Annotated in this window: 16 protein-coding genes; 10 read left to right on the top strand and 6 right to left on the bottom strand. The window is 60.3% G+C overall.

Features of this window, described 5'->3' with window-relative positions; genetic code table 11:
• The first annotated feature begins 28 nt into the window (after positions 1 to 28).
• Complete coding sequence (gene ilvD, locus G5253_RS15915) at positions 29 to 1,870, top strand: dihydroxy-acid dehydratase (protein ID WP_266135669.1); 1,842 nt, start codon at positions 29 to 31, stop codon at positions 1,868 to 1,870.
• 3 nt (positions 1,871 to 1,873) lie between these two features.
• Entirely contained in the window at positions 1,874 to 3,394 is a 1,521-nt protein-coding gene (gene ilvA, locus G5253_RS15920) for a threonine ammonia-lyase, biosynthetic (protein WP_106844317.1), read from the top strand.
• Between the two features lie 49 nt (positions 3,395 to 3,443).
• Here ilvA and G5253_RS15925 read toward each other — a convergent pair whose 3' ends face one another.
• Positions 3,444 to 3,896: an HPP family protein gene (locus G5253_RS15925; protein WP_266135676.1), complete on the bottom strand. Its 453-nt coding sequence runs from the start codon at positions 3,894 to 3,896 to the stop codon at positions 3,444 to 3,446.
• A 76-nt stretch (positions 3,897 to 3,972) separates the two neighbouring features.
• On the opposite strand from G5253_RS15925, the gene G5253_RS15930 reads away from it, so the two are divergent.
• The 3 genes from G5253_RS15930 (at position 3,973) to mgtA (ending at position 9,743) form a co-directional block, all read left to right on the top strand.
• Positions 3,973 to 4,539: a TetR/AcrR family transcriptional regulator gene (locus G5253_RS15930; RefSeq protein WP_266135668.1), complete on the top strand. Its 567-nt coding sequence runs from the start codon at positions 3,973 to 3,975 to the stop codon at positions 4,537 to 4,539.
• Positions 4,540 to 4,664: 125 nt separating this feature from the next.
• The gene (gene ompA, locus G5253_RS15935) at positions 4,665 to 5,759 is read left to right on the top strand and encodes a porin OmpA (RefSeq protein ID WP_216952325.1); all 1,095 of its coding nucleotides are present in this window, start codon (positions 4,665 to 4,667) and stop codon (positions 5,757 to 5,759) included.
• Between the two features lie 1,221 nt (positions 5,760 to 6,980).
• Positions 6,981 to 9,743 carry a magnesium-translocating P-type ATPase gene (gene mgtA, locus G5253_RS15940; RefSeq protein WP_421203722.1) on the top strand — a complete coding sequence of 921 codons (2,763 nt, stop codon included), beginning with the start codon at positions 6,981 to 6,983 and terminating at the stop codon, positions 9,741 to 9,743.
• Positions 9,744 to 9,870: 127 nt separating this feature from the next.
• On the opposite strand, the gene G5253_RS15945 is transcribed toward mgtA, so the two are convergent.
• The 5 genes from G5253_RS15945 to G5253_RS15965 all read right to left on the bottom strand — a co-directional run bounded on the left by G5253_RS15945 (position 9,871) and on the right by G5253_RS15965 (position 14,612).
• Positions 9,871 to 10,980 (bottom strand): YeeE/YedE thiosulfate transporter family protein, encoded by a 1,110-nt coding sequence (locus G5253_RS15945; protein WP_266135667.1) that lies wholly within the window; start codon positions 10,978 to 10,980, stop codon positions 9,871 to 9,873.
• Between the two features lie 129 nt (positions 10,981 to 11,109).
• Complete coding sequence (gene rarD / locus G5253_RS15950; protein ID WP_266135666.1) at positions 11,110 to 12,033, bottom strand: EamA family transporter RarD; 924 nt, start codon at positions 12,031 to 12,033, stop codon at positions 11,110 to 11,112.
• A 118-nt stretch (positions 12,034 to 12,151) separates the two neighbouring features.
• Positions 12,152 to 12,280: a hypothetical protein gene (locus tag G5253_RS15955; protein ID WP_265324673.1), complete on the bottom strand. Its 129-nt coding sequence runs from the start codon at positions 12,278 to 12,280 to the stop codon at positions 12,152 to 12,154.
• A gap of 167 nt (positions 12,281 to 12,447) precedes the next feature.
• On the bottom strand, positions 12,448 to 13,944 hold the full coding sequence (locus G5253_RS15960; RefSeq protein ID WP_266135665.1) for an aldehyde dehydrogenase: 1,497 nt from the start codon (positions 13,942 to 13,944) through the stop codon (positions 12,448 to 12,450).
• A gap of 125 nt (positions 13,945 to 14,069) precedes the next feature.
• The gene (locus G5253_RS15965) at positions 14,070 to 14,612 is read right to left on the bottom strand and encodes a cupin domain-containing protein (protein WP_042012327.1); all 543 of its coding nucleotides are present in this window, start codon (positions 14,610 to 14,612) and stop codon (positions 14,070 to 14,072) included.
• 186 nt (positions 14,613 to 14,798) lie between these two features.
• Here G5253_RS15965 and G5253_RS15970 point away from each other — a divergent pair, with 186 nt between their 5' ends.
• The 5 genes from G5253_RS15970 (at position 14,799) to G5253_RS15990 (ending at position 20,597) form a co-directional block, all read left to right on the top strand.
• Positions 14,799 to 16,130, top strand: a complete 1,332-nt coding sequence (locus G5253_RS15970) for an aspartate aminotransferase family protein (RefSeq protein WP_266135664.1) — start codon at positions 14,799 to 14,801, stop codon at positions 16,128 to 16,130.
• Positions 16,131 to 16,212: 82 nt separating this feature from the next.
• Positions 16,213 to 17,709 carry a CoA-acylating methylmalonate-semialdehyde dehydrogenase gene (locus G5253_RS15975; protein ID WP_266135663.1) on the top strand — a complete coding sequence of 499 codons (1,497 nt, stop codon included), beginning with the start codon at positions 16,213 to 16,215 and terminating at the stop codon, positions 17,707 to 17,709.
• An 86-nt stretch (positions 17,710 to 17,795) separates the two neighbouring features.
• Positions 17,796 to 18,524: a glutamine amidotransferase-related protein gene (locus tag G5253_RS15980; protein ID WP_216952309.1), complete on the top strand. Its 729-nt coding sequence runs from the start codon at positions 17,796 to 17,798 to the stop codon at positions 18,522 to 18,524.
• A 155-nt stretch (positions 18,525 to 18,679) separates the two neighbouring features.
• Complete coding sequence (locus G5253_RS15985; RefSeq protein ID WP_033114758.1) at positions 18,680 to 19,651, top strand: LysR substrate-binding domain-containing protein; 972 nt, start codon at positions 18,680 to 18,682, stop codon at positions 19,649 to 19,651.
• 106 nt (positions 19,652 to 19,757) lie between these two features.
• The gene (locus G5253_RS15990) at positions 19,758 to 20,597 is read left to right on the top strand and encodes a PfkB family carbohydrate kinase (protein ID WP_216979891.1); all 840 of its coding nucleotides are present in this window, start codon (positions 19,758 to 19,760) and stop codon (positions 20,595 to 20,597) included.
• Positions 20,598 to 20,708: the final 111 nt, after the last annotated feature.

Raw genomic sequence — 20,708 nt, forward strand, 5'->3', positions numbered from 1 at the left:
GCCCGCTGGGCATTCAGGGAGTAGAGACATGCCGAAGTTGAGATCCGCCACCACCACCCACGGACGTAACATGGCCGGGGCCCGCGCCCTGTGGCGTGCCACCGGAATGACCGATCAGGATTTCGGCAAGCCCATCATCGCCGTGGTCAACTCCTTCACCCAGTTCGTGCCGGGCCACGTCCACCTCAAGGATCTGGGCCAGCTGGTGGCGCGCGAGATCGAGGCCGCAGGCGGCGTTGCCAAGGAGTTCAACACCATCGCCGTGGATGACGGCATCGCCATGGGCCACGGCGGCATGCTCTACTCCCTGCCCTCCCGCGAGCTGATTGCTGATTCGGTGGAGTATATGGTCAACGCCCACTGCGCCGACGCCATGGTCTGTATCTCCAACTGCGACAAGATCACCCCGGGGATGCTGATGGCCGCCCTGCGCATCAATATCCCGGTGATCTTCGTCTCCGGCGGCCCGATGGAAGCGGGCAAGACCAAGCTCTCCGACCAGATCATCAAACTGGATCTGGTGGACGCCATGATCCAGGGCGCCGATCCCAAGGTATCGGACGCCCAGAGCGAACAGGTGGAGCGCAGTGCCTGCCCCACCTGCGGCTCCTGCTCCGGCATGTTTACCGCCAACTCCATGAACTGTCTGACCGAGGCGCTCGGTCTCTCCCAGCCGGGTAATGGCTCCATGCTGGCGACCCATAGCGACCGCGAGCAGCTGTTCAAGCTGGCGGGTCAGCGCATCGTGACGCTGGCCAAGCGCTGGTATGAACAGGATGACGAGAGCGCCCTGCCGCGCAATATCGCCACCAAGGCGGCGTTCGAGAACGCCATGGCGCTCGATATCGCCATGGGCGGATCCACCAATACCGTGCTGCACCTGCTGGCAGCGGCGCAGGAGGCCGGGGTGGACTTCACCATGGCCGATATCGACCGCATGTCCCGCAAAGTGCCTCAGCTCTGCAAGGTGGCGCCCTCCACCCAGAAATATCATATGGAAGATGTGCACCGTGCCGGTGGCGTGGTCGCCATTCTGGGTCAGCTGGAAAAAGCGGGCCTGGTGCATGGGGATACCCGTACCGTGCTGGGTTGCTCCCTCGTCGAACAGCTCAATGAATATGACGTCAGCCGCCAGCCGAGTCAGGAGGTGGTGGACTTCTACCGCGCCGGGCCGGCCGGGATCCGCACCACCAAGGCGTTCAGTCAGGATTGCCGCTGGCCGGAGCTGGATCTGGACAGAGCCGAAGGGTGCATCCGCTCGCTGGATAATGCCTATAGCCAGGAGGGCGGCCTCGCCGTGCTTTCCGGCAACCTCGCGGTCAACGGCGCCATTGTCAAGACCGCCGGGGTTGATGAGGAGAACCTCACCTTCCGTGGCCCGGCACGGGTGTTCGAGAGTCAGGAGAGCGCGGTGAACGGCATCCTCGACGGTACAGTTAAAGCGGGCGAGGTAGTGGTGATCCGCTACGAAGGGCCGAAAGGCGGCCCGGGCATGCAAGAGATGCTCTACCCCACCACCTATCTGAAATCCATGGGGCTCGGCAAGGCGTGCGCCCTGATCACCGATGGTCGCTTCTCCGGCGGCACCTCGGGTCTCTCCATCGGCCACGTCTCGCCGGAGGCCGCTTCCGGCGGCACCATAGGTCTGGTGGAGGATGGCGACATCATCAGCATCAATATCCCGGCCCGCAGCATGGTGCTGGAGGTGGCCGACAGCGTGCTTGCTACCCGCCGCGTCGCCGTGGAAGCCCGTGGCTGGAAGCCGCTCGATCGTCAGCGTCAGGTCTCCTTTGCCCTGCGCGCCTATGCCATGTTCGCCACCAGCGCTGATAAAGGCGCGGTGCGCGATCGCTCGATGCTGGGGGAATAAATCATGGTTTCTGCGGCGGATTATCTACGCAAGGTGTTGCTCTCTCCCGTCTATGAGGCGGCGCGAGTCACCCCTTTGCAAACCCTGAAGAAACTCTCCGAGCGGCTCGGCAACCACGTCAGCCTGAAGCGGGAGGATCTGCAACCGGTCCACTCCTTCAAGCTGCGCGGCGCCTACCACAAGATCGCCACCCTCACCGAGGAACAGAAGGCGCGCGGCGTTATCGCCGCCTCCGCCGGCAACCACGCCCAGGGGGTCGCCCTGTCGGCCGCCAAGCTCGGCATCAAGGCGATCATCGTGATGCCCAAGACCACGCCGGACATCAAGATCGATGCGGTGCGCCGTCAGGGCGGCAACGTCATGCTGTTTGGCAACAGCTTCGATGAGGCTTATGGCGAGAGTCGCCGCCTCGCCACGCTGGAGGGCTACACCCTGATCCCGCCGTTTGACGACGTCGAGGTGATCGCCGGGCAGGGCACCATCGGCAAGGAGCTGCTGGAGCAGGATACCCACCTCACCCACGTGTTCGTGCCGGTGGGGGGCGGCGGGTTGGCCGCCGGGGTGGCGGTCTATATCAAGCAACTGCTGCCGGATGTGAAGGTGATCGGGGTGGAGGCGGAGGGCTCTGCCTGCCTCAAGGCTGCCATGGCGGCCGGTGAACCGGTCAATCTGGAGCGGGTCTCGCTGTTTGCGGACGGGGTGGCGGTCAAGCGCATCGGCGAGGAGACCTTCCGCCTGTGCAACCAGTATCTGGACGAGGTGGTGACCGTCTCCAACGACCAGATCTGCGCCGCACTGAAAGACATCTTCGACGACTGCCGCGCCATTGCCGAGCCGTCGGGCGCCCTGTCGTTGGCAGGCCTCAAGGCTTACAGCGAGCGGGAGCAGGTGAAAGGGGGGCGGATGGCGGCCATTCTGTCCGGCGCCAACGTCAACTTCCACAGCCTGCGCTACGTGTCGGAGCGCTGCGAGATCGGCGAGAAGCGCGAGGGCATGCTGGCGGTGACCATCCCCGAGCGCAAGGGGGCCTTCCTCGACTTCTGCCGTCAGCTCGGGCCGCGCATGGTGACCGAGTTTAACTACCGCTACGCCGATGCCGAGCAGGCTTCGCTGTTCGTCTCGGTGCGCCTCACCGGCGGTGACGAGGAGCTGGGCCAGATCATCGATCAGCTCGGCGGCAACGGCTATCCGGTGGTCAACATGACCGAGAGCGAGCTGGCCAAGAATCATGTGCGCTATATGATTGGCGGCCGCCCGGCCCGGCCCCTTGGTGAACGTCTCTACAGCTTCAAGTTCCCGGAGCAGCCTGGCGCCCTGATGCGTTTCCTCGAGACCCTCGGCTGTCGCTGGAACATCAGCCTGTTCCACTACCGCAACCACGGTGCCGACTACGGTCGGGTGCTCTGCGCCTTCGAGCTGCCGGACGAGGACGTGGCCGCCTTCCACGACTACCTGCGCGAGATTGGCTACGGCTGGAAAGAGGTGAGCGACGACCCCGCCTACCGGTTATTCCTGGCTAGTTGATGGCGAGATCGCTATGAAGAAGGAGGGAGGCGTTGGCCTCCCTCTGTTTTTAAGCTGCAATTGGGAACTTCTGTCTGAGCCATTGAAATCCATGGGCCAGCGCCATCAGTAGCAGAGTGCCGGGCAGCACCGTTTGCCACAGGAATGCTGGCTCTTGTCCTGTCATCAGGATCTGCAAGGGATTGGCGCCTGCCGGAGGGTGAAGAATATTCAGTCCCTGCATCAGTGCGATAGCCAGCCCGGTTGCCAGAGCCATCTGCATTTCAGCAGGGAGGGGAAGCATGCCGATGACCAGTCCGACGCAGGCCGTCAGCAGGTGACCACCCAGCACGTTTTTGGGGCGCGCCAGCGGACTATCTGGCAGGGAAAACAACAACACACAGCTGGCCCCGAAAGGTGCCATGACTAGCGCGACATGCCAGCTCAGATTGAGCCATCCCAATATGCCGATGGTGAGTGCGGCGCTCACACCTGCCCATAACGGGCCATACCATTTTGTCATCATGCTTTCCTCTTGGTTTGCCAGAACTGATTAGGCACATTAGGTAGACAGATCGGTGTACTTCAAGAGGCAAATCATGAGTGAGAAGCGTCAACAACTGGTGGCGACGGCCTACCGTCTGTTCAACCGTCATGGCTTTCATGCCACCGGCATAGATCGCATCTGGGCCGAGGCGGGGAGTACCAAGCGCACCCTCTATCGCCACTTCCCGACCAAGGATGCCTTGATTGAGGAGGTGCTGCTCGTTCGTGACCGGGAGTTCTTCGCCTTGCTTGACCAGCGGCTGGCCGGTGTGAGCGGACGTGAAGCTCGCCTGCAGGCGCTGTTTGACGGTTTTGCAGAGTGGTTTGGCCGCTCTGATTTCTATGGCTGCAACTTTATCAACGCCAGCGCCGAGTTTGCCGACCCACGCCATCCGGTGCGCAAGCTGGTGATGGCCCACAAGCAGGCGTTATTGGGCTGGGTGATAAACCAGCTCAACTGTTCTCTGGCACAGGCCACCGAGCTTTGCCTGTTGCTGGAGGGGGCGATCGTGATGGCTCACAGCTATCAGCAGCCACTGGCGCTGGAGCAGGCCAGAATGCTGGCAAAGACCATTTTGGCCGACGATGGCGCGATAATGCAGGCCGCTTCACACTCCTGAGATGCTGGTCATTTGAGGCTGCGTTCGGATGGGATACCCTGATCGGCGGAGAGGCCGCCTGACGGCTTCACACAGGGAGAGTGCGCACTCAGGCGCCCATAACGACTTATTGCAGAGGCGAAAATATGAATAAATCCATGCTTGCCGTATTGGTCAGTGGTTTGCTGGCGGCCGGAGCCGTGCAGGCCGCTGCTCAGGATAATACCTGGTATGTCGGTGGCAAGGCCGGTTGGTCCAATTACTATGGCGTTGACCACAACCAGTATGCCGAGTCGATTGCCCAGACGTTGGGTAATACCAGCGAGAACACGGATGATCTGGGTCTGGGTCTGTTCGCCGGTTACCAGCTCAACCCCAACCTGGGGTTCGAGCTGGGTTATGACTGGCTTGGCAAATACGACACCACCTCGGGCACCGGCGCCAATACCCTCAATACCGAAGCCAAGAGCCAGATGATTCAGGCCACCATGAAGATCAGCTTCCCGGCAACGAATGTGCTCGATCTTTATGGCCGGCTCGGCGGTGCCTATGCCTGGACGGATAGCGAGATCAGCTTCGCCAATAGCAGCGAGACCGGTAAAAAGCATGGCGCCGCATTTGTCGGGGCGCTGGGTGCCGAGTACGCCATCGATCGTGACTGGGCCGCCCGTCTGGAGTACCAGTACACTACGCCGCTGGGAGATGCCTCTCTCGATCGCTCAGGCATCGAGCTGGATAACGGCCTGATTTCGTTCGGCATGCTCTATCGTTTCGGTCAGCAAGGGGGTGAGGTTGCTGTGCCGGCGCCAGCTCCGGCAGCCGAGCCTGCCCCGGCTGTGGTGGTGGAGCCCAAGACCTTCAGCCTGAGTTCCGATGTGCTGTTCGAGTTCAACAAGGCGACCCTGAAACCAGCCGCCAGCCAGGCGCTCGATGCCCTGTTCAGCCAGATTGTGGCGGCCAATCCGAAGGATGGCGTCGCGACCGTGGTCGGTTATACCGACCGCATCGGCTCCGACAACTACAACCTGGCCCTCTCCGAGAAGCGGGCCCAGAGCGTGGCCAGCTATCTGGTAGCCAAAGGCTTGTATGCTGACAAGGTACGGGTCGAAGGGCGTGGCAAGGCCAATCCGGTCACTGGCAACAACTGCGCCAGCCGTTCCAAACAGGAGCTGATTGCCTGTCTGGCACCGGATCGTCGGGTTGAAATCCATCTGGAAGGGGTTTCCCAGCCGGCGCAGTGATGCTGCGGCTAGAGATGGGATTCGAGAAGAACGGGAGGCCAGGCCTCCCGTTTTCTATGGTCAGCGTGATCGGATGGTGGTGCAGACCTGATTTGCCAACATCATGAGTTATCGAATCTTTTCCTAATAGGAATAGTTATTATATTTCCAGGAAATTACAGGGTAAAAAAATAGAATTAAACTTTGCGCCTGAAGATCCTTTTGGTTAGAATCTCTGCGTGTTATCAATAGACAGGTAAATATTATGGACTGCGACAGTTGTAGCCGATTGCAAATCGCGATGCGGGTTTACCAGAGCTGAGGCCGAATATTTTATCTTCTCTCTCACTCTGATTGCTCGAATCACAAGCATAGAGTGCAGCATCTATATGAGTCAGCATCGACTCTCACAACCTCTTTATCCCGCCTTCATCAGGGATTCCGGTTGTAAATCTGGATCGTTCCGCTCATCTGCGAGCCATGCGCGCCTCGCGACCCCTGCAATTGAACGCTTCATCATGCATCCCGGTACTGCCCGTCAGGGCCGTCACAGCGTCGGAACCATGCATCCGTGCCGTGGTCGGGAAGGGATCAAGCGTAAAATAACAAGATGGATAATCTCATATTGAAAACTATTTCGTTTTCGATATGGCAGGTTGCACATTAAAATAAATGATGTGATTGATTAATATATTTCGGCGGTGGCAAGGGTCGCGCTGTAATATTTCTATAGGCGTGGTTTTCTCCGATGTTCTTACCCGCCAGATATCACTGATACTATTTCCTGCCCGCATCCAGTTATTTCAAACTGTCGTAATCCTGATTTTCTTTATGGGTGATGCCGCTCTAGTTGCGGGATCACCGGATTGGTCCGCTGATAATGCAGACTCGCGGCCATGCCTGCCAACGACAGTGTGTATCGCTGTCCATGGTTCGTCCGGCCCTCTCTCCACCCCACTCGGAGGATATCGTATGACCGAAGAGCCCAAACCTCGACCCTCGGGGTTCACGTCTCCCCACTCCTGATCCCCCCTGCGGGGACGGGATGCGGTGTTCTGACCCCTGATCTGACCCAACCATGCAGGTTAGCTCGACGGCAGACATTTGTCTGACGAGCCGCCCCGTGCGCGCCAGTTGAGCGTGCCGGCAACGAGTCGGGTTCACAGCTTTCGATATCAGTACTGACGCCTGGCCTGGCCCGCGACAGGGCCCTTCTGCAAGCGAAAATCAGGATTTAAAGTTATGAAGCAACAACATACTGCCAGCCGGCACAAGCAACAGGGGTTCGTCGCCCCGGGCCGTGCCAATGAGAAGCTCTCCTCCCGGGTGCTCGACGAGGCCGACAAGTCCCTCGAATACACCCTCACTGCCGTGCGCGGCAATATCGACGGCCTGACCGCGACCGAGGCGGCCAATCGTCTGGTCCAGTTTGGCCCCAACGAGGTGACCCACGACAAACCGCCTCATCCATTGATCCAGCTGCTGCACGCGTTCAAGAACCCCTTCGTGATGGTGCTGATCGTGCTCGGGCTGGTCAGTTACGTGATGGACGTACTGATGGCTGAGCCCGGCGACGAGGACTGGGTCAAGGTGATCATCCTCGGTGTCATGGTGGGCTTGAGCGGTCTGCTGCGCTTCTGGCAGGAGTACCGTTCCGCCAAGGCGGCCGAGGCGCTCAAGTCGCTGGTGCGCAATACCGCCACCGTACAGCGTCGTCCCTCGCCGGGCGCCACCCCCCAGCGCAAGGAAGTGGCAATGACCGAGCTGGTGGCCGGAGACATAGTGCACTTGCAGGCGGGGGACATGATCCCCGCTGACATCAAGCTGATCGAATCCCGCGATCTCTTTATCAGCCAGGCGGTGCTGACCGGTGAAGCGTTGCCGGTGGAGAAGTACGACACCCTGGGCGCAGTGGCCGAGAAGTCGGCAGACGGCAACAGCACAGGGGACGTGGGGTTGCTCGACCAGCCCAACATCTGCTTCATGGGCACCAATGTGGTGAGCGGTACAGCCAAGGCTGTGGTGGTGGCCACCGGCAGCGACACCTACTTCGGTTCGCTGGCCCGCAACGTGGTGAGCCACAAGCGCATCGAGACCAGTTTCGATCGCGGCGTCAATAGCGTTACCAGGCTGCTGATCCGCTTCATGCTGGTGATGGTGCCCATCGTCTTTATGCTGAGTGGCATCAGCAGTGGTGACTGGATGTCGGCGCTCACCTTCGCGCTGGCGGTGGCGGTAGGGCTCACCCCCGAGATGCTGCCGATGATCGTCTCCGCCAACCTGGCGCGAGGGGCGGTGGCCATGGCCAAGCGCAAGGTGGTGGTCAAACGGCTCAACTCGGTGCAGAACTTCGGTGCCATGGACGTGCTCTGCACCGACAAGACAGGTACCCTGACCCAGGATAAGATCATCCTCGAGCACCACTACGACGTGCGTGGCAACCGGGACGACCGGATCCTGCAGCTGGCCTGGCTCAACAGTTATCATCAGAGCGGCATGAAGAACCTGATGGACATCGCGGTGATCGAGCATGCCGATGTGCTGGGAGCTGGCTGCAAGCCGGCTGGTTACAGCAAGGTGGATGAGTTGCCATTCGACTTCGTGCGCCGCCGGCTATCGGTGATCGTACAGGATGAGCGTGGCCAGCAGCTGATGGTCTCCAAGGGGGCGGTGGAAGAGATGCTGGCCGTCTCCAGCCAGATCGCCGATGGCCAGGAGGTGCGGGATCTGACCGACGCCGATCGCCTTGCCCTGCTGCGCCAGAGCGAGGAGTTCAATGCCGAGGGCTATCGGGTATTGATCGTGGCGACCCGCGAGATCTCGGCAGGCGAGTGCAAGCAGAGCTATCGTACCAGTGATGAGGTCAATCTGGTGGTGCGCGGCTTCCTCACCTTCTTCGATCCGCCCAAGGATTCGGCCGCACCGGCCATCCGTGCGCTGAACGACTATGGTGTGGCGGTCAAGGTGCTGACCGGTGACAATCCCATCATCACCAGCAAGGTGTGTCGTGACGTAGGGCTGGAGCCCGGCTTACCGCTGCTCGGCAAGGATATCGAAGGAATGGATGACGTGGCGCTGTGCGAGGTGGTCAAGCAGACTACCATCTTCGCCAAGCTCACCCCGCTGCAGAAGTCGCGGGTGGTGAAGGCGCTGCAGGCCAACGGCAACACCGTCGGTTTCCTCGGTGATGGCATCAACGATGCGCCGGCGCTGCGGGATGCGGACGTGGGGATCTCGGTGGACAGCGGTGCCGACATCGCCAAAGAGACCGCCGACATCATCCTGCTGGAGAAGAGTCTGATGGTGCTGGAGGAGGGGGTGATCAAGGGGCGCGAGACCTTTGGCAACATCCTCAAGTACCTCAACATGACCGCCAGTTCTAACTTCGGCAACGTCTTCTCGGTGCTGGTGGCTTCCGCCTGGCTGCCATGGGCACCCATGCTGGCGATGCAGATGCTGATCCAGAATCTGGTGTATGACGTCTCCCAGATGCTGCTGCCGTGGGACAAGATGGATCCCGAGTTCCTCAAGCGGCCGCGCAAGTGGGAGGCAAGCAACATCAAGCGCTTCATGCTCTGGCTCGGCCCGACCTCGTCGGTGTTCGATATCAGCACCTACTGCCTGATGTGGTTCGTGTTCGGTGCCGGTGCCCTCTATGCCACCGCCAACGGCAGTATGGATCCGCTGGTTAACGGTCAGGCCATCATGAACTCCGGCTGGTTTATCGAGGGGCTGGTGTCGCAGACGCTGGTGGTACACATGTTGCGTACCCGCAAGATCCCGTTCCTGCAGAGTACCGCTACCCTGCCGGTGCTGCTCTCCACCTCGATCGCCATTTCCATCGGCTGCTACCTGCCCTTCTCGCCTGTGGCTGAGCACTTCGGTTTCATCACTCTGGATGGGCCCAAGTACTTCATGTGGTTGGTGATTACCATGCTGGCCTACATGGGGCTGACCCAGACCGTCAAGACCATCTACATCAAGCGCCACGGCCAATGGTTCTGATGAAGAGCTAGCAAAAAGGTCGGGGTGATCCCGGCGCGACGGAAAAAGAGAGCCAGCCGCGCAAGCGGACTGGCTCTCTCTATTTGGTGTGACCCGACTCCCTTGTTGGCGAGTACCGGTCTGTGGCTCAGAGCTTGAACAGCGGGCGCAGGCGGATGCCGATCAGGCTGCCGGCGAGGGCCATCAGCATCCAGACCCAGCCGTGCAGGCTGCCGGAGGCGGTACCGTCGAAGAAGCCGCCGAGGTTGCAGGCGCTGTACATGGCGCCCATCCCCATCAGCAGGCCGCCGAGGATGGAAGCCAGACTGTTGCCGATCCGCATCGGGGCGAAGTTGCCACCACCGCTGATGCAGCGCGCCAGCATGGCCCCCAGAATGCCGAGCCAGAACATGCCGACCATGGGGTTGATGAAGAGCGGCTGGGCCAGCTTGGGGTTGCCCTCGAACAGGCCGAACAGGGAGGCGCCGCGCAGCGCCATGTCATAGACGGCGCCGGTGATGGTCCAGGCCGAGCCGTGCAGAGCGACCACGGACGAGTTGAGCAGAGCTATGATGATGCCGCCGGTCAGCACGGTGAAGCGGCCATCGCGCCAGAACAGGTTACCGCCGCTGAAGAGGGGCTTGAGTTCGCCGGTACGCTTGAGTTCGCTCTTGCGAAACAGCAGGAACAGCACGGCGACCAGCGCCAGGTTGAGCAGCATGCCGCTCCAGATATTGCCGGTCAAATCCTTGGCCAGCACCACATGGCTGGAGAAGGTGGCCTCCAGCTCGGGGCGGAACTGGTTGCTGATGAGGGTGCCGATTCCGTAGCAGATCAGCACCAGCCAGAAGCGGGGTTGTCCCTCGCCGCAGCAATAAAGAGTGCCGGTGGCACAGACGCCTGCCAGCTGCATGCCGATGCCGAACAGGAAGGCACCGACGATGAAGGGAATGCCGATAGCCATCACGTTGCCCACCATGGCATCGCCAAACAGGGCGTGACTAAAGGAGAGGAAGGTGGTGAACAGCAGAATTTCGATGGTGATGGTGAGCAGGTGAACCCGCACATAGTAACTGTTGCGCTTGGTCAGCATTTCGCGCCAACCGAACACGATGCCGAAGCGGCTGAAGGAGAGGGTGAAGCCAAAGCCGAATCCGATCAGGGCCATCAGGGCCCATTTCATACCAAAGGTGTTGCCAAGCCAGAGTAACGCTCCCCCCGCGATTGCCACGATGGGGAGCGACCATTTTCGAGTCATAGCTGTAATTCCTTATAGCTGGATGGAGAATAGGGAGTGCGGATCCTATTCCCACATTGAGTCCAAGGCTACCGGTTTAACAGGTCAGGGGGCGAGAAAATGGCATATCGCTTCTGATGACTTTGTTAGCTACTGATTTGATTTTGAAGGCTTTATATTGCTCGTTGCAGCAGGACGCTTGCCGTTGCGCAGCCCATCCAGCGTGAAGATCAGCAGCGCGCTCCAGATACAGGCGAAAGTAAGAGCCTTGTCCATTGCCAGCTCCTCGCCGTAGAGAGTGACAGCGAGGATGAACATCAGGCTGGGGCCTATGTACTGGAAGAAGCCCAGGGTGGAGAGCTTGAGCCGTGTCGCGGCGGCGGTGAAGCAGAGCAGGGGGGCTGTGGTGACGGCGCCAGCAGCGATCAGCAGCAGGTTGAGGTGCCAGTCGTTCTGGGTGAGATGGCTGGTGGGGCTGTCGGCAATGCCCCACAGATAGATGGCTGCCGGTGGCAGCATGATCATGGTTTCGATCAGCAGGCCGGTAAGTGCATCGAGGGCCAGTTTTTTGCGCACCAGGCCATAGATGGCGAAGCTCGACGCCAACACCAGTGCAATCCATGGCAGAGAGCCAAAGGCGATAAGCTGGATCGTCACTCCGGCAAAGGCCAGTGCCACCGCCCACCACTGCAGTCGGCGCAGTTTCTCGCTCAGAAACACCATCCCCAGCAGCACGTTGAACAGCGGGTTGATGTAGTAGCCGAGGCTGGCATCCAGCATGTGGCCGTTGTTGATGGCCCAGATGAACAGCAGCCAGTTGCCGCCAACGGTGACCGAGGTAAACGCCAGGGTGAGCAGCACTTTTGGCTGACGCAGCACTGCCTGCACCTTGTGCAACTGGCGGCCTGCCAGGGTGAGCACCATCAGCAGTACGCAGGACCAGATCATCCTGTGGGTCAGGATCTCGGCGGCCGGGACGGCAGAGATGGTCTTGAAATAGATGGGGGCTATGCCCCAAAGGGTATAGGCGCACAGGGCGTAGATGACGCCCTGGCGCTGGATCTGTTGCGGCATGCGGATGACCTTTACTGATGCGTTGGATGCGGGAAAACATCGCAAAAAATCAGTGTAGCGATCCTTTATCGAGGAAAGAAGCGAATAAACGAAGTTTGAGAATACGGTTGGAAGCTGGTCAGCCTTTGCCGCGACGGATCTTGTCGACGTCCATCAACAGCCACAACATCAGGGCGATGGCGGAGATCCATGGGCCCCAGGTCACGTAGGCCTCGCCGTGCCCCAGCACGAAAAACAGCAGGGGCAACCCGATCACCAGAAAAAGTACGCTTCCCAGAAAAAATAGCATTTTTGTCTTTATATTTAATGGTTTGCTTATTTGATGATTATATCGATTGTGCCGCCTGATGGAAGACCAAAATGCAAAAGGGGGGATTTCTCCCCCATTGCTGATGATGATGGCTATTTATACCTTTATTCGAGCTGGATCCAGGTACTTTTCAGCTCGGTGTACTTCTCCAGCGCGTGCAGCGACTTGTCACGACCGTTACCAGACTGCTTGAAGCCACCAAACGGCATGGTCATGTCGCCGCCATCCCAGTTGTTGACGAATACGGTGCCAGCACGCAGGGCGCGGGAACCCTTCACCGCCTTGTTGAGATCCGCGGTCCAGATCGCTGCTGCCAGCCCGTAGTCGGTGTCGTTGCCCAGTGCAATGGCCTCTTCGAGCGTGTCGAAACCGGTCACTGCCAGCACAGGGCCGAAAATCTCCTCGCGGAAGATCCGCATCTCGGGTGTCACCTCGTCGAAGATGGTGGGCTCGATATAGAAGCCGCCGCTCTCAAGATTGGTGCGTTTGCCTCCCAGCAGTAGCTTGGCTCCCTCCTGCTTGCCAATCTCGACATAGCGCAGCACCTGCTCCATCTGGATGTTATCCACCATGGCGCCGATGCGGGTCGCAGGGTCGAGCGGGTTGGCCGAGATCCACTCGCGGGCATGGGCCAGCAGTCGCTCCATAAATTGCGGCTTGATGCTGTTTTGCACCAGCAGGCGAGAGGCGGCGGTACACACCTCGCCCTGGTTGTAGAAGATGGCGCCAGCGGCGCTCTTGGCCGCGGTATCCAGGTCCAGCGCATCCGCCAGTATGATGTTGGGGCTCTTGCCGCCGCACTCCATAAAGGCGCGCTTGAGGTTGGACTTGCCGGAACACTCCACCAGGTGCTTGCCGATTTTGGTGGATCCGGTGAAGGTGATGCAATCCACATCCATGTGCATGGCCAGCGCCTCGCCCACGGTATGGCCAAAGCCCGGCAGCACGTTGAACACGCCGTCAGGAATGCCTGCCTCCTTGGCCAGACCTGCGATACGCAAGGCGGTCAGGGGGGACTTTTCGGAAGGTTTGAGAATGACCGAGTTGCCGGTAGCGAGCGCCGGCCCCAGCTTCCAGCAGGCCATCACCAGCGGGAAGTTCCACGGCACGATGGCGGCAACGACCCCGAGCGGTTCCCGGGTCACCAGCGCCAGGGCGGATTCCTCGACCGGCGCGACCTGATCGTAGATCTTGTCGATCGCTTCGGCGTTCCAGGCGATGCAGTTGGCGGCGGCAGGGGCATCGTAGCCCATGGCATCGCCGATGGGTTTGCCCATGTCCAGCGACTCCAGCAGTGCCAGCTCCACCTTGTTGAGACGCATCAGTTCGGCGAAGCGCTGCATGATCAGCTTGCGCTGTTTCGGCGGCAGGCCGCTCCAGCGCTTGTCGTTGAAGGCATCACGCGCGGCCTGTACCGCCAGCTCGGCATCGGCGGCATCGCAGGCTGCTACCTTGGTCAGCAGCTTGCCGTTGGCCGGGTTGATACAGTCGAAGGTGGCACCATTGACGGCATCCCGATAGCTACCGTTGATAAAGGCTTGTGAGGGCAGGGTCAGATGGGCGGCCTTGTGTTGCCACTGGGCCAGGGTCAGGTCACTCATGTTCACTCCTTGAACCGGCAAAAGTCATTGTCCGCGTATCAATATGCTAAACATCCTGCCACTTGTAAATCCATTTTGTAACAATTCATTAAACATTGGCGGCTGGCTGGCCCCTTATCACCCTGTTAGAAACTGGCGGGGGTATTGGCCGAAATCAATACGCACTCCTGCTCGCCCACATTGCGAAAACGGTGAGGAGTGCGGCTGTCGAAGTAGTAGCCGTCCCCCGGTGTCAGCAGGTAGATCTGCTCACCCACGGTCACTTCAACCTCGCCCTTGATGACTATGCCGCACTCTTCACCCTCGTGGCTCAGCATGTCGTCGCCAGTGTCGGCGCCCGGTGGCAGCACCTCCTGCAACATGCCGATGGCACGGTTGGCACGGCTGTGGCCCACCAGCCGGTAGCTAATGGGGTGAGTGCCGAGATCCGGCATATCGGCGGCGCGAAAGATCACTTCGGAGTCCATTTCGGTCTCGTCAGTAAAGAAGCTGGCCAGTGACATGGGGATCCCTTCCAGCACCTTGCGCAGGGAGGCAACTGACGGGCTCACCTGATTCTTTTCGATCTGGGAGATGAATCCGTTGGTCACGCCCGAGCGTTTGGCCAGCTCGCGCTGGGAGAGGGCCGCCTTGGTGCGAACCGCCTTGAGACGGTGACCGATATCCATCGATAGACACTCCTTGACTGTTTACTATTATTAAATTTGTGTTAAATATCTTATACCACCCTGTAGAGTCATCTAGCTAGGGGTGGCATCAGACAGGGCGATAATGAGCCCTTTTTTATGGATTCAGGTGTTTAATTTAATAGGCAATGGCCAATAGTTGCTAAACACCTTAAGGATGAGGTGACCATGAAACCGATCAGCGACATCAATACGCCCTCCGACATGTCCGCCTTCTGGATGCCGTTCACCGCCAACCAGCAGTTCAAGGCGGCGCCGCGCATCCTGAAGTCGGCGGAGGGGATGTATTATCACTCAGAGGATGGCCGCAAGATACTGGATGGCACTGCCGGACTCTGGTGTTGCAACGCGGGCCATGGTCGGCGCGAGATTGCCGAGGCGGTCTCCCAGCAGATTTCCCACCTCGATTTCGCCCCCACTTTCCAGATGGGCCACCCGTTGCCGTTCGAGCTGGCCAACCGGCTGGTGGAGATCGCTCCCCAGGGCTTTGGCCATGTCTTCTATACCAACTCCGGCTCAGAGTCGGTCGATACCGCACTCAAAATCGCGTTGGCCTGGCAGCGGGCTCGCGGTCAGGGCACCCGCACCCGGCTGATTGGTCGCGAGCGGGGTTATCACGGGGTTGGCTTTGGCGGCATCTCGGTGGGGGGCATTCCTGGCAATCGCAAGTGGTTTGGATCCCTGCTGACCGGGGTGGATCATCTACCCCATACCCTCAATATCGCCAAGAATGCCTTCACCAAAGGACTGCCCGAGGAGGATGTGGCGCTGGCCGACGAGCTGGAGAAGATCGTTTTTCTACACGATGCCAGCAATATCGCGGCGGTGATCGTCGAGCCCATCGCTGGCAGTACCGGCGTGCTGATGCCGCCGAAAGGCTATCTCAAGCGGCTGCGGGAGATCTGTACCAAACACGGCATCCTGCTGATTTTTGACGAGGTGATCACCGGTTTCGGTCGTCTTGGCTCCCCCTTTGCCGCACAGGAGTTCGATGTCATCCCCGACATGATCACCTGCGCCAAGGGGCTCACCAACGGCGCTATCCCCATGGGAGCTGTACTGGTGCAGAAGCACATTTATGACGACATGATGGCGGCAGGCAAGGGGGCCATCGAGCTGTTCCACGGCTACACCTATTCTGGTCATCCGGTGGCTGCTGCTGCGGGGCTCGCGACCCTCGAGATCTATCGCAACGAGAACCTGCTCAGCCGTGCCACCGATCTGGCGGGCTACTGGGAGGAGGCGGCCCATTCGCTGAAGGGCTGCAAGCATGTGAAGGATGTGCGCAACTACGGGCTGGTGGCGGGTATCGAGCTGGAATCGATGCCGGATGCGCCGGGCAAGCGCGCCTATGAGGTGTTTGTCCGCTGCTTCGAGAAGGGGGCTCTGATCCGGGTGACCGGCGACATCATCGCCCTGTCGCCACCCCTTATCATCGAGCGCAGCCAGATCGACGATCTCTTCACCCTGCTGCAGGATGCCCTGCAGGCACAACCCTAACCCATATTTGATGGCCCCGCACTGCGGGGCCTTGCGTTGATTTGCTCAGCGCATTTACCACATCAGTTACCACGGAGGATACATGACATACAGGGTCAGCAACTTCATCAACGGCCAGCCGCTGGAGAGTCGCAGCGAGCGGCAAGGGGCCATCTTCAATCCCGCCTGCGGTAAGCAGCAGGGGAGCGTGGGGCTTTCCAGCGCCACCGAGTGTCAGGAGGCGATCGCCATCGCCGAGCGCGCCTTTGCCGACTGGTCGCAAACCCCGCCGCTGGTGCGGGCCCGGGTCTTTTTCCGCTTCAAGGAGTTGATGGAGCAGCACAGAGATGAGCTTGCCCAGCTCATCAGCCGCGAACACGGCAAGGTCTTCTCCGATGCGCAGGGTGAGCTGACCCGCGGGCTGGAGGTAGTGGAGTTTGCCTGCGGCATTCCCCATCTGCTCAAGGGGGAGCACTCCCTCAACGTCGGCCGTGGGGTAGACAGCTACTCCATGATGCAGCCGGTCGGGGTCTGCGCCGGCATCACCCCGTTCAACTTCCCGGCCATGGTGCCGCTCTGGATGTTCCCGGTCGCCATCGCCTGCGGCAACACCTTCATTCTCAAACCCTCCGAGAAGGATCCCTCTCTCTCGCTGCGGATGGCCGAGCTGCTCAAGGAGGCCGGTCTGCCGGACGGCGTGCTCAACGTGGTGAACGGTGACAAGGAGGTGGTGGATGTGCTGCTGACCGACCCGCGAGTAGGTGCCGTGTCGTTTGTCGGTTCCACCCCCATCGCCCAGTACATCTATGCCACCGCCTCGGCCCACGGCAAACGGGTGCAGGCGTTGGGCGGCGCCAAGAATCACATGGTGGTGATGCCGGATGCGGATCTCGATCAGGCGGTCTCTGCCCTGATGGGGGCCGCTTATGGGGCCGCGGGCGAGCGCTGCATGGCCATTTCGGTAGCCGTGGTAGTGGGTGACGAGACCGCCGATGCCTTGGTAGCCAAACTGAAACCGCTCGTTGAGAAGCTGCGGGTGGGCCCGGGGCTGGGCCAGAGCCCGGAAAACGAGATGGGGCCGCTTATCAGCAAGGAGCATCTGGCCAAGGTGCGCGGTTATGTGGATCAGGGGGTGGCCGAAGGGGCCGCGCTGCGAGTCGATGGTCGCACGCTGAGCCACGACGAGGGTTACTTTATCGGTGGCTGCCTGTTTGACGAGGTGACCCCCGAGATGCGCATCTATCGCGAGGAGATCTTCGGCCCCGTGCTCTCCATCGTGCGGGTGCCGGACTACGAGACGGCGCTGCGACTCATCAATGAACATGAGTACGGCAATGGCACCGCCATCTTTACCTGCGACGGCGACACCGCGCGGGACTTCACGGCGCGGGTACAGGTCGGTATGGTAGGGGTGAACGTTCCCATTCCGGTGCCGATGGCGTTTCACAGCTTTGGCGGCTGGAAGCGCTCCATCTTCGGGCCGCTCAACATGCACGGGCCGGATGGGGTTCGCTTTTATACCCGGATGAAGACGGTGACGGCGCGCTGGCCCCAGAGCCTGCGCAGTGGTGCCGAATTCTCCATGCCAACCATGAAGTGATGAGCCCAGGGCTCACCACCATGATTTAATTCTCTTGCCCCCGCAGATCGCTGGTCTGCGGGGGCACTTCTGTAAAGGAGCAACAGATGCGATTGGGAATTCTCGATTGTGACCGGCTGGATCCCGATCTGGCGGATCGTTTTGGCCCCGTCTACTCCGAGATGTTTATCAGGGGGTTTCAGCCGCTGGCACCCGAGCTGGAGTTTCGGGTCTGGTCAGCCATCGATGGGGAGCTGCCGGAGGATCTGCACGAGTGCGATGCCTGGCTCATCACCGGCTCGCGCCACGATGCCTATAGCGATATCCCTTGGATCAAGGCGTTGCGTGGCTGGATCCGTCGGGCCCATGATGCCGACGTCAAGCTGGCCGGGATTTGTTTTGGTCATCAGGTGATCGCCCAGGCGCTGGGGGGCGAGGTGGTGAAGTCTACCAAGGGGTGGGGGCTGGGAGTGTCGGTGCACCCCATGTTGGCTGATGAGCCCTGGATGGCGCCGTCTCGTGATCAGATCCGTATTCTGGCCAGTCATCAGGATCAGGTGGCCCTGCTGCCCCCCGGAGCGACCCGGCTGGCGGGCAACGATTTTTGCCCCAACTTCATGTTCCTGCAGGGGAACAACATAGTTGCCATTCAGGGACATCCGGAATTTTCGGTGGAGTACAACCGGGCGCTGATCGAGCGGCGCCGAGGCCTGTTACCCGACGAGCGTTACCAGAGCAGCCTCTCCTCGCTGGAGGGAGAGGTGGATTCGACCACCATGATGCAGTGGTTGCTGCAGTTTTTGGGGATCCTGCCGCTGCGGGCCGGCGCAGCCTGAGCCCGGTTTGTCAGCGACCCCCTTCGGGTGCTAGATTTTGTAGCAAAATGAAGGATCAAGCGCTGCGATGTCGGGATCGGATGATACACTGGCCGCCCTTTGTGGCGGCCTGTTTGTCTGGCGTGATCGCCGCACCAGCTTGAGAGGGTGAAGCCTTGAAACTACAGCAATTGAAGTACTTGATCGCGATCCGGGACCACAACCTCAACGTCTCGGTGGCGTCCGATGCGCTCTATACCAGCCAGCCCGGGGTCAGCAAGCAGATCGGCCTGCTGGAGAGCGAGCTGGGAGTGCGGATCTTCGAGCGCCGTGGCAAGCATCTGCACCGCATCACCCCGGTGGGCGAGGAGATCATCAAGTGTGCCGAGGCGATGCTCAACATCGAGAGCAAGATAAAGGCGATCTCCCGTGAGTATCTGGATCCGACCGTGGGCACCCTCAACATTCACACTACCCACACTATCGCCCGCTATCTGCTGCCCAAGTCGGTTACCTACTTCACCAAGAAGTACCCCAAAATCTCGTTCCACCTCCATCCGGTGATGTCGGCGAGCAAGGAGCAGATCAGCAAGGGTTACTCCGATTTTTCCATCGTTGCCCACGAAATTGGCTTCGACAAGGAGCTGATCGCGCTGCCCGCCTACCTCTGGACCCTCTCGCTGGTGGTGCCGCAGGATCACCCGCTGGCCAAGGTGAAGAAGCCGACCCTGGAGCAGCTCTGCCACTACCCCATCCTCAGTTACGAGAGCGGTGCCACCGGTCGGCAGGTGCAGGATGAGGTGTTTCAGGCGGCGGGGCTGACCCCGAGCTACTACATGACGGTAATGGATGCCGGAGTGATCAAGCGCTATGTGGAGCTGGGCTTTGGCATCGGCATCATCTCCTCGCTGGTGGCCAACGACACCGACAGCCCCGGGCTGGTCTCCATCAATCTGGAGCACCTGTTCAAGCCCTGTCCGGCCCAAATCTGCTTCAGCAAGAGCATTCTGCTGCAAAACTACATGTATGACTTCATCAGCTCTTTCTCGCCTCACCTCACCAAGGAGGTGATCCAGAGCGTGATGCAACAACCGACCCAGGCGCGCATCGACGAGCTGCTGGCCGGGGTGGAACTGCCCATCTATTGATCCCGATCGGATTACCGATCGCTTACGGTTGTCTCTTCAGTCAGGCTGGGCTCTACTCGGGGTTCAGCCTGTCTCTTTTGGGCTATCTCCATCGTCCGAGGTCTCTATGTCACGTATTCTGCTGCTTGCCAATCTCAACTGTGATCATGTGCTCTCCCTCTCCGAACCGCTGGTGGCGGGGGCCCGGCTGCAATACGTGGATCAGGGACGCAGGCTGGGAGGTGGTGCCGCCAATACCGGCATCGGGCTGGTGTGGGCGGGTCACGAGGTGACCATTGCCTCACGCATCGGGCTGGACGAGACCGGCGACTGGCTGCTGGAGCAGGCGGCCGGTTACGGGCTGGATTGCAGCCATGTGGAGCGCTTTGGCGGCGAGACCGGCGAGTTGCTGATCCTGGTGGACTCCACCGGCGAGCGCACCATACTTCGCCGTCCCCGTCGTCCCGATCTGCCCGGTGATCTGCCACAGGAGGGGATCGACTGCCTCTACGTGAACTATCCCGGCACCGCCATCATCAGTTATATGCGCCAGATGCTCGGCAAGAGCTTTGTGTTGGCCCAGTATCCCAAGGGCGGCCAAGCGCGCCGTCCCTGCCATGTGCTGGTGGCCTCCCGCTCCGATCTCGGCGAGGTAAGTGACCCCTGGCAACATGCCCGCCAGTTGGCGGGTGAGCAGCTTGAATGGCTTGTGTTGACCGAAGGGAAGGCGGGGGCGGTGGCCATCCATGGCGACGAGCAGATTAGGGTCGCCGCGCGGCCAGTCTCGGTGGTCGATACCACGGGAGCAGGGGATGCTTTCGCTGGCGGATTGATCCATGGCCTGGCGCGCGGCATGGCGATCAAGGATGCGCTACAGTGCGCGGTGGACTGGGGGGCGTTTGCCGTCGCCTCCGAGAGCTCCATCCCATCGGTCGCGCTGAAAAACTGGCTGAAACAACCCCACTGAACCACCTCCTTGACTGTCGATTGAGGGGCGGTTCGCAGGCCATATGGCTGCTGGTCGAAGGGGCTTGGTAAGGGGAACTATTCGGGAGATTTACCTGCCATAAAGCGGGCA

It is taken from the genome of Aeromonas sp. 602658 (genome assembly GCF_049173005.1).
GTDB lineage: Bacteria > Pseudomonadota > Gammaproteobacteria > Enterobacterales > Aeromonadaceae > Aeromonas > Aeromonas veronii_A.